Annotated in this window: 9 protein-coding genes; 6 read left to right on the forward strand and 3 right to left on the reverse strand. The window is 62.1% G+C overall.

The window, feature by feature from the left end:
- The first annotated feature begins 64 nt into the window (after positions 1-64).
- The 6 genes from motA to QN413_RS21745 all read left to right on the forward strand — a co-directional run bounded on the left by motA (position 65) and on the right by QN413_RS21745 (position 7,483).
- Entirely contained in the window at positions 65-922 is an 858-nt protein-coding gene (gene motA / locus QN413_RS21720; RefSeq protein ID WP_187053400.1) for a flagellar motor stator protein MotA, read from the forward strand.
- A gap of 4 nt (positions 923-926) precedes the next feature.
- Positions 927-1,901, forward strand: coding sequence for a flagellar motor protein MotB (gene motB / locus QN413_RS21725; protein WP_323498667.1), 975 nt, complete (start codon positions 927-929; stop codon positions 1,899-1,901).
- 89 nt (positions 1,902-1,990) lie between these two features.
- Positions 1,991-3,172 (forward strand): EscU/YscU/HrcU family type III secretion system export apparatus switch protein, encoded by a 1,182-nt coding sequence (locus tag QN413_RS21730; RefSeq protein ID WP_323498668.1) that lies wholly within the window; start codon positions 1,991-1,993, stop codon positions 3,170-3,172.
- Positions 3,169-5,241 carry a flagellar biosynthesis protein FlhA gene (gene flhA, locus QN413_RS21735; protein ID WP_323498670.1) on the forward strand — a complete coding sequence of 691 codons (2,073 nt, stop codon included), beginning with the start codon at positions 3,169-3,171 and terminating at the stop codon, positions 5,239-5,241. Before QN413_RS21730 ends, flhA begins: the two co-directional genes overlap by 4 nt.
- Positions 5,238-6,731, forward strand: coding sequence for a flagellar biosynthesis protein FlhF (gene flhF, locus QN413_RS21740; RefSeq protein WP_323498671.1), 1,494 nt, complete (start codon positions 5,238-5,240; stop codon positions 6,729-6,731). Before flhA ends, flhF begins: the two co-directional genes overlap by 4 nt.
- Before the next feature lie 35 nt (positions 6,732-6,766).
- A complete protein-coding gene (locus tag QN413_RS21745) occupies positions 6,767-7,483 on the forward strand; it encodes an RNA polymerase sigma factor FliA (protein ID WP_187053405.1) in 717 nt (238 codons plus the stop codon).
- Positions 7,484-7,502: 19 nt separating this feature from the next.
- Here the strand turns inward: QN413_RS21745 and QN413_RS21750 are convergent, their stop codons facing one another.
- From QN413_RS21750 to QN413_RS21760, 3 genes are all read right to left on the reverse strand, one after another.
- Positions 7,503-7,745 carry a DUF6719 family protein gene (locus QN413_RS21750; protein ID WP_323498672.1) on the reverse strand — a complete coding sequence of 81 codons (243 nt, stop codon included), beginning with the start codon at positions 7,743-7,745 and terminating at the stop codon, positions 7,503-7,505.
- Positions 7,746-7,840: 95 nt separating this feature from the next.
- A complete protein-coding gene (locus QN413_RS21755; protein WP_323498673.1) occupies positions 7,841-8,419 on the reverse strand; it encodes an RloB family protein in 579 nt (192 codons plus the stop codon).
- A 41-nt stretch (positions 8,420-8,460) separates the two neighbouring features.
- On the reverse strand, positions 8,461-9,937 hold a 1,477-nt coding region (locus QN413_RS21760), incomplete at its 5' end, for an AAA family ATPase (protein ID WP_323498675.1).

Below are 9,937 nucleotides of genomic sequence, written 5' to 3' on the forward strand. Positions count from 1 at the left end.
GCGCGGAGCAATGTCTGCTGCCGCTTTTTACATGTCACTCGTGCCTTGAACTGATCACTCCCCCATGTTCGTCATCATCGGTTACGTCGTCGCGCTGGGCTGCATTTTTGGCGGCTACATCATCCACGGCGGAAACATCGGCGTGGTGCTGCATGCGTTGCCGATCGAGATGATGGTGATTGGCGGTGGTGCCATCGGCGCCTTCATCGTGAACAACCAGCCGAAGGTGCTGAAGGCCACGCTGCAGGCGGTACCCAAGGCCTTCAAGGGCAGCAAGTACACCAAGGCGCGCTACATGGAGCTGATGGCGCTGCTCTACGACATTCTTCAGAAGGCGCGCAAGGACGGCCTGATGTCGATCGAAAAAGACGTCGAAGCACCACAAGACTCGGCCATCTTCCAGAAGTACGCGACCGTGGGCAAAGACCATCACGTCGTCGAGTTCACCACCGACTACCTGCGCATGATGGTCTCGGGCAACCTGAACGCCCACGAGATCGAAGCGCTGATGGACAGCGAGATCGAAACCCACCACCAGGAAGAGCACGCACCGGTCGCAGCCATCGCGCGGCTGGCTGGCGGACTGCCGGCTTTCGGCATCGTGGCTGCCGTGCTGGGCGTGGTCAACACCATGGGCTCGGTCGGCCAGCCACCGGCGGTGCTCGGCGCGATGATTGGCTCGGCGCTGGTCGGCACCTTCCTCGGCATCCTGATGGCGTACTGCATCGTCGAGCCGTTCGGCGGCCTGCTCGAGCAGAAGGCCGAAGACGCCTCCAAGGAACTGCAGTGCATCAAGACCACCTTGCTGGCCAGCATGCAGGGCTACAACCCGACGACCGCGATCGAATTCGGCCGCAAGGTGCTGTTCTCGACCGACCGCCCGAGCTTCAGCGAGCTCGAAGCCCACGTGAAGAAGAAGTGACGACATGGCCACCAGCCCCGGTACCAAGAAGCTCCAGCCGATCATCATCAAGCGGGTGAAGAAGACGGCGCACGCCCACCACGGCGGCGCCTGGAAAATCGCCTATGCCGACTTCGTCACCGCGATGATGGCGTTCTTTCTTTTGATGTGGCTGCTGGGCTCCACGGCCAAGGGCGACTTGCAGGGCATCGCCTCTTACTTTCAATCGCCGCTCAAGGTCGAGATGGCGGGCGGCTCGGGCGCCGGCGCCAGTTCGAGCATCGTCACGGGCGGCGGCAAAGACTTGACGCGCACCGTGGGCGCGGTCAAGCGCAACGACGGCAGCAAGGGCAAAGAGAGTGCACCGCTCAACATCGAAGACCCGAAGCGAGAACAGGCCAAGCAGGACGCGCGTCGCATGAACGAGTTGCGAGCCAAGATGGATGCATTGATCGCGGCCAACCCCAAGCTGCGCGACTTTCGCTCGCAGATCAAGATGCAGGTGACCATCGACGGGCTGGAGATCCAGATCGTCGACGACCAGAACCGCCCGATGTTCGACACCGGCAGTTCGCTGGTGAAGCCGCAGATGCGCGACATCCTGCATGAGATCGGCAGCGCGCTCAACGGCATCGAGAACAAGGTCAGCCTGGCCGGCCACACGGACGCCACGCCTTACGGCAACGGTGATCGCGGCTACGGCAACTGGGAGCTTTCGGCAGATCGCGCCAACGCGTCACGCCGCGAACTCGTCGCCTCGGGCATGCCCGATGACAAGCTGGTGCGCGTGGTCGGCTTGGCCGCCAGCGACCTGCTCGACAAGGGCAACGCGATGGCGCCGGTGAATCGGCGCATCAGCATCACGGTGCTGACGCACGAGGCCGAATCGCGACTGCTCGGCACGCCGCGCCTCGATGCGCCGGATGCAGTCAAGGCCATCAACGACCAGTTGGCTCGCGACCACGACAAGGCCGCATCTTCTTCGTCACCAACGAACTGATCGACGAATAGACAGGCACTCGCGCCGCTTATCGGCGCTTCGTTTTCGCCCCCGCTTCGGACAATGGCTGGCACACCCAAAAGCCCGCCATGGAATCCAGCAGTCAGGACCGCCGCCTCCCCGCCACGCAACGCAAGCTCGATCAGGCTCGCCGTGACGGCCAGGCTGCGCGCTCGAAAGACCTGCCGCATCTGATCGTTCTCGGCACCGGCGCTGTCGCCCTGCTGCTGTTGGCACCGACCGCCTTCGAGCGCATGCGCAGCACGCTGGCGCATGCATTCCACTTCGACGCGCACAGCATCGCCCAACCCGGCGACATGCTGGCCCGGCTCACCTCGTACACCAACCTCGGGCTCGCGGCCTGCGCGATCTTCGCGGCCATCGTGCTGTTCGCGGCCATCGCCGGCACCGTTGCGACGGGCGGCTGGGTCGCCAGCATGAAGTCGATCACGCCCGACCTGAGCCGGCTCAATCCACTGTCGGGCATCGGCAATCTGGTGTCCAAGCAGCAGCTGGTCAACGTCGCCAAGCTGGTCTTCATGTCGGCGCTGCTGGGCACCGTCGGCTACATGTTCGCGGCGGGCTCGCTGCACACCATCGCGCAGCTCGCGATGCAGCAGTCGGCCGCCGGGCTGGCTGCGCTCGGCGACTGGCTGGTGTCGGGCATGAGCCTGGTGATGCTGGTGGTGCTGGCCGCGGCCGTGATCGACGTGCCGCTGCAAAACCACTTTCACCGCGCCAAGCTGAAGATGTCGCACCAGGAAGTGCAGCAGGAGCACAAGGAAGCCGACGGCAACCCGCACATGAAAGGCCAGATGCGCCGCAACGCGCGCGAGCGGGCGCAGCGCAGCAGCATCACCGCCGTGCCGCGCGCCGACTTCATCCTGATGAACCCGACGCACTTTGCCGTGGCGATGCGCTACGACGAGCAGACCATGAGCGCGCCGCAAGTGATCTCCAAGGGCGCCGATCTGCTCGCCATGAAGATCCGCGACATCGCCAAGGAGCATTCGATTCCGATCGTGCAGTCGCCGATGCTGGCGCGCGCCTTGTACGCGCACGCCGAGCTCGACCAGCCCATTCCGGCCAGTCTTTTCACCGCCGTCGCGCAGGTGCTGGCCTATGTGTATCGCCTGAAAGCCGCACTGCGCGGTGAAGCGCCGATGCCGCTGGTCGTGCCGGAGCCTTTCGTGCCGCCGGAGCTCGATCCGCTGAACAAAACGCCCAAGCAACCGAAGAACCCGAAGCAACCCGTCGAAGGCACTGAATGAATCCGGACCTGATCCGCCAATGGTTCGGTGCGCAGGGCGCGATGTTCCAGCGCGCCGCGGCGCCATTGCTCGTCGTCGCCATCCTCGGCCTGATGGTGCTGCCGATTCCGCCCTGGTTGCTCGACACTTTCTTCACCATCAATATCGCCGTCGCATTGATGGTGATGATGGTCGCCGCGTACATGGTGCGGCCGCTGGACTTCGCGGCATTCCCTTCCGTGCTGCTGCTCACCACGCTGATGCGGCTGTCGCTCAACGTGGCCTCGACACGGGTCGTGCTGCTCGAAGGCCACACCGGTCCGGGCGCTGCCGGCGCGGTGATCGAAGCCTTCGGCCACTTCCTGATCGGCGGCAATTTCGCGGTCGGTTTGATCGTGTTCGCGATCCTGGTGGTCATCAACTTCGTGGTGGTGACCAAGGGTGCGGAGCGCATCGCCGAAGTGTCGGCGCGCTTCACGCTGGACGCGATGCCCGGCAAGCAGATGGCGGTCGATGCCGACCTCAACTCCGGCAACATCGACGAGAAAGAAGCACGGCGCCGTCGCCTCGAAGTGGCCGAAGAAGCCAACTTTTTCGGCGCTATGGACGGTGCCTCCAAGTTCGTGCGCGGCGACGCGATGGCCGGCATTTTGATCCTGATCATCAGCGTGATCGGCGGCTTCACCATCGGCGTGCTGCAGCATGGCCTGCCAGTGGGCAAGGCGGCCGACACCTACGTGCTGCTGGCCGTGGGTGACGCACTGGTCGCGCAGATTCCGGGCCTACTGATCTCGGTTGCCGCGGCCATGGTGATCTCGCGCGTCGGCAAGGAAGAAGACGTCGGCCGGCAGATCGTGCAGCAGCTCTTCACCTCGCCACGCGTGCTCGGCCTGACCGCCGGCATCCTCATCTTGCTCGGCATCATCCCCGGCATGCCGCACGTCGTGTTCCTGGTGATGGGCGGGCTGCTCGGCTACGGCGCATGGATGATCTCGCGGCGTCCGCCACCGGCCGTCGATGCGCCTGCGCCACCACCCGCGGCCGATGCAGAAGCCACCTGGGACGACCTGCAACCGGTCGACCTGCTCGGCCTCGAACTCGGCTACCGCCTCATCGCGCTGGTCGACAAGAACCGGCAAGGCGACCTGCTCATGCGCATCAAGGGCGTGCGCCGAAAGTTCGCACAGGAGGTCGGCTTCCTGCCGCCCGCGGTGCACGTCCGGGACAACCTCGAACTCAAGCCGAGCGGCTACCGCGTGACCTTGCGCGGCGTGATGGTGGCCGAGGGCGAAGCCTTCCCCGGCATGTACCTGGCGATCAATCCGGGCGGCATCAACACGCCGCTGATCGGCACTGCGACGACCGACCCGGCCTTTGGCCTGCCGGCGCACTGGATCGAGGAACGCCAGAAGGAAGCCGCGCAAATGGCCGGTTTTACCGTCGTTGATTCACCCACCGTGATGGCGACCCATCTCTCACACTTGATGCAGGTTCAGGCAGCGCGCTTGCTGAGCCGCACCGAAACCCAACAACTGGTCGAACACGTGAGCAAGCTGGCCCCCAAGCTGATCGAAGAAGTCGTACCCAAGCTGGTACCGATCTCGACGTTCCAGAAAGTTTTGCAGCTGCTGCTCGAAGAGTCGGTTCATATCCGCGACATCCGCACCATTGTCGAAACGTTGGCCGAACAGGCTGGCCAGACCACCGACCCGGCCGAGCTGGCGCGCCGTGTGCGCGTGGCGCTGTCGCCGGCCATCGTGCAGCAGATCTACGGCCCGACGCGCGAGCTCGACGTGATCGCCATCGAGCCCGGCTTCGAGCGGCTGCTGGTGCAGGCGCTGGCCAATGCGCAAGCTCCGGCGCTCGATCCTGGCGTGGCCGAACTCTTTACCCGCACCGCTGCCGAAGTCGCGCAAAAGCAGGAAGAGCTGGGCGTACCGGCCTGCTTGCTGGTACCCGACGCCATCCGCAGTTCGATCTCGCGCCTGGTGCGCCGCGTTGCGCCCCGTTTGCAAGTGCTGGCGCACAGCGAAATTCCTGAAACCCACACGATCCGCATCGGCCCGATCCTTCGAGGTGCTTCCGCATGAATATTCAACGTTTTCTCGCACCGACCGCCCGCGAGGCATTGGCCAAGGCACGTGCCGCCTTCGGTGACGACACGCTGATCCTGTCGAACCGCCAGCTGCCCGACGGCGTCGAAGTGATGGCCGCGACCGAAGCCGCGCTGGCGCTGATCGACAGCAACACGCCAGAACATGGATCGGTCGAAATTGCACGCCCGGCACCGGTCGCAGCACCCAGGGCCATCGTCGAAGCGGTCGCCGCACCCGCGCTCGACATCGGCGTGCAAGCCGACACCGAGCAGCTCGCGATGAGCACGCTGTCGTTCCAGGACTATGTGCGCGAGCGGATGCTGCGCCGTCAGCATGAAGCGAGCGTGCCGGTCGTTGCGGCTGTCACCGCAGTTGCATCGCTGCAAGCCGCACCCGCAGCCGCACCGGCACCCGCCAAAAGCGCTGCCAAGCCCGATTTTCAGATCCTTTCATCGCCCCCGGTCACCGTCGTGGTGAACGACTTCATCGCTTCCACTGCGACGCCTGGCGCGCCGACCGCTTCGGTCGTGACCGAACCCGCCCCCGCCGCCGCCGCCACATCCCCCGACCTGATGGCGCAGCTGCAGTCGATGCAGGCCATGATGGACCAGCGCTTCAGTGCGCTCGCGTGGCTCGGCCAGGCGCGGCAAGACCCGATCCAGTCGAACCTGATGCTGAAGCTGGTGCGTGCCGGCTACTCGCCCGGCCTCGCGCGCTCGGTGCTCGAAGCGATGCCCGCTTCACTCGAAGCCGGCGACGCAGTGCGCTGGCTCCTCGGCTCGCTGGAGAACCGGCTCAGCTCCAAGACCGTGCAGCCGTCGATCCCCGAAGAAGGCGGCGTGTTCGCGTTAATTGGCGCCACCGGCGTCGGCAAGACCACCAGCGCCGCCAAGCTGGCCGCGCTCGGCGCGCAATTGCACGGACCCTCCGGCGTCGGCCTCATCACGCTCGACACGCAACGCGCCGGGGCGCACGAACAACTGCGCGCCCATGGGCGCAGCCTCGGCGTCGTGGCGCATCTGGCGCACGACCGTGCCGCGCTGCAGGAGTTACTGCATCTGTTGATAGGCAAGAAGGTCGTGATCATCGACACCGCCGGCGTGGCGCCGCACGATCCGCGTCGCCGCGATCTGCTCGACATGCTCGACGTGCCGAATGTCAAGCGCGTGCTGGTGCTCAATGCCGGCGCGCATGGCGACACGCTGGAAGACATGGCCATCGCATTCAAGCTCGGCGGCACGCGCCAGGCCATCGTCTCGAAAATCGACGAAGCCGCCAAGCTCGGCCCGGTGCTCGATGTGCTGATGCGCCACGAGTTCACCGTGCGCGGCATCGGCAACGGCCAGCGCGTGCCCGAGGACTGGAAGGTCGGCGATGCACGCGGCCTTATCCGCGCCTCGATGCAGGCAGCCCAACGCTCGGCTTTCGACCCGAAGCCGGTCGACATGCCCTGCTACTTTTCACCGGCCGATTGCGGCGCCTGAACTTCGACGCAATGCTCGCCGTTACCGCTTCCCAGATGTACAACCCCCAAGGCCGACTCGACCGCGACGGCTTGATTCGCCAGTACGTGCCGTTGGTGCAGCGTCTCGCGCACCACATGATCGCGAAGCTGCCGGCCAACGTCGAACTCGACGACCTGATCCAGGTCGGAATGATCGGCCTGGCGGACGCCTTGTCGCGCTATGAAGCGAGCCAGGGCGTGCAGTTCGAAACCTTTGCGACGCAGCGCATTCGCGGTGCGATGCTCGACGAGCTGCGCGAAGGCGACTGGCTGTCGCGCGGCTCGCGCAAGAGCCAAAAGCAGATCGAGCAGGCGGTGCACAAGCTGGAGCATCGGCTTGGCCGCTCTCCGGTCGAATCGGAAATTGCCGCCGAGCTCAAGATGCCGCTCGACGAATACCAGGCCCTGCTCGGTCGCGTGCGCGGCACGCAGTTGGTCTACCTCGAAGACATCGGTGCCGGCAGCGAAGACTCCGACGGTTTTCTCGATCGGCATACCGCCGACACGGAGGCCGATCCACTCAGCCTCTTGAAAGACCAGCGCCTGAAGAAGGCACTGGTGGTGGCGATCGACGGTCTGCCGGAACGCGAGCGCTTCATCATGGGCATGTATTACGAGCAGGACATGAACCTGAAAGAAATCGCTGCGGTGCTCGGCATCACCGAGTCGCGCGTGAGCCAGTTGCACAGCCAGTCGATCGCACGCCTTCGCGCGAAGATGCGCAGCCACTGACGCTGCTAGACGACGCGCGTCAGTCGGGCCGCTTCACGCACGACACCTGGCGCGGCACACCGGTTTGCTGGTCGCCGCCGATGATCTTCTTCACTTGGCCGGCAGGACACTGGCCGTCGTCGACGTAGACGATATCGCCGCGGCGTACCGTGCCCTTGGCAGGCACTTCCTTGAGAATTTCGGTAGGGGCACAAAAGGCAACGCCGGCTCCTGTCAAAAACCAGCCGATGCATGCTGTCTTGACCATTGACATTAGAACCATCCTGTTCTCCTTCAAGATTGTTACTTCGACAGTTCCAGTGACAGTGTGATCAGTGATCCAGCGTCGACCTAACCAACCTTGAGCCGCAGTCGATCTCAGGCAAGAGATTCATTCCCCAAAGTCTCAAAAAGGCTAATGAGGTTATGAATCCGAGTGCTCGGATCAAGACTGCCGGCGGTTTCAGCCTGCTCAAGTGCCCAGTCGGCGTTCGCACGCGCGACCGGTAGTCTCGAATACAACTTTTCGAAAAGGCCCTTGCAATCCCCCTTTGCGTAGCCTCCCATTCCATCTTGCTTGCGCAACTCGTCTATAGCGCGATCGGCGGCAGATTTTGACCCTACAGAAGAGTGAGGTCGACGCGTCCGTTTGAAGTGGAGGATCAACCAAAACTCGTAACACGGGTAGGAAACGATCAAATTGACCCCGAAGCCGGCAGCGAGCGCAACCGCTTCGTCAAAGTTGTGATGTGTATCTCGGTCAATCGCGCAATAGATTGCGTCGAAGCGACGATTTCTGCTAATCGCCTCTCGAACAATCCCAACGGGGTCTGTCCACCGAGTATCGGCAAGTTCAATCTTTGCGTAAGCACGGTAGTGCAACGCCGCTTCGCGGAGATAGGTCTGAGACGACTTGGAATCCTCACACAAAATGAGGACGGTGGGGCTTTGCTTCAAGCGAGCTCCAGGTCGACCGTAAGAAGAAAGAGATCGCGCCATCACTGTTTGACGAAGGGAAGTCCGCGATAGCGTCCCTCGTAGTAGCGCTTCTCAATGTCTTCGCTCGCACGTCCCTCAAAATCATGAACGGATCGAAGCCGTGTTGCGCCATTGGTATCGCGCTCAGTAATCCAAAATTGATCTCGACGCAGAATCTTCGCATCCATCAGATGCGTGTCATGTGTTGTAAAAATTAGCTGGCTTGATTGCTCGGCATCGATTTGTCTCTTTATCAGGGCGCTCACGATATTTGGATGCAGACTTGAGTCAAGCTCGTCGACGACCATCACGCCACCACTCACACCAATACGTTTCGGCACGCGCAGCGACCAAGGCAACCAAAGGCCGACCAGATTCTTGGTGCCTTCCGACTCGTCTTGGAATGCAATGTCCGCTTCACCCAATGCAGTTTGGTGCGTAAACATTGTTTGATTTCTTGTGACTTCGGCGAGTTCATCGCCATTCGCCGCACCAGCTAACTGCGCAATTAGAACGTTCGACATGAGCGCGCGGGCAGACGGTGGAAACTTAAGCTTATGAACCCTTATGTGAGATATAGGCACGTCGACATCTCTCAAAAACTCGGCGAGATCTTTTCCGTGAATCGGGCTGTCGCCAATCAAGCTCTGACTTTGATCGGCCATACCGCTCATCGAGCCGATCAGAAATCGCATGCCATCTCGAAGCCATTCGAATGCTGGCCGCAGCAGCTTCATCGACTCGCTACTATTTCCAACAGCTTGAGCGAGGAACAACGATCTTGGCGGAGTAAGCTTAGTCCACGTGTCTAGCAGAGATTGTCCAGCCTCAGACACGAGAGACGGCCCAAACGAATAAACATCTGATTCGCTTTGGTGAGTCCTATCGAAGAGTAATTGCTCCTTGCCCTTTGGAAAGGCAGTAAGACGCTCGCTGAATATTCGACTCTGCGTTGCAGATGCTTCAAATATGTAGCGCACTTGTTCCGCGATGAAATGAATCTCAAAGACGCTCGGCTTTGTCGACAGCGCCGGGTCGAAGCGAAAAGGCGAAACTGGCAATGTCAACGTAGAGGTTGGCTCGCGCCCCAACATCAGTTCAATCACCCACAACGCGCGAAGCAAGTTTGACTTCCCTGACGCATTCGGGCCGTAGATCACGGCCACCTTGAGCAGCGGCGGAAATTTGATCCCGAGCAAGTCGGGGACAAACGTGTTTTCCTTTTTATGAAGTCGCGGTGCGGCGACCATCGAAAAGGTCTGGCGCTCTCGAAACGAGCGATAGTTTTCCACGGAGAATTCGATGAGCATGCCAAATTGTGGCGCCAATCTCGCAAAATTGGCTCGCTTCGCGATCGAAATCCGCGTCAGCTGCAGAAAAGCCGCAGTTGAGACGTCTTCATCTTCGCGACTCTCTGTATGACGATTCGTTGTCGTAACAGCGCCCAGGTCGCGATTTGCGCAGCACAAACGAAGAGCCGCGGCGTTCTCCGAACGC

Source organism: Variovorax sp. LG9.2, from assembly GCF_035018885.1.
Taxonomy (GTDB): Bacteria; Pseudomonadota; Gammaproteobacteria; order Burkholderiales; family Burkholderiaceae_C; genus Variovorax.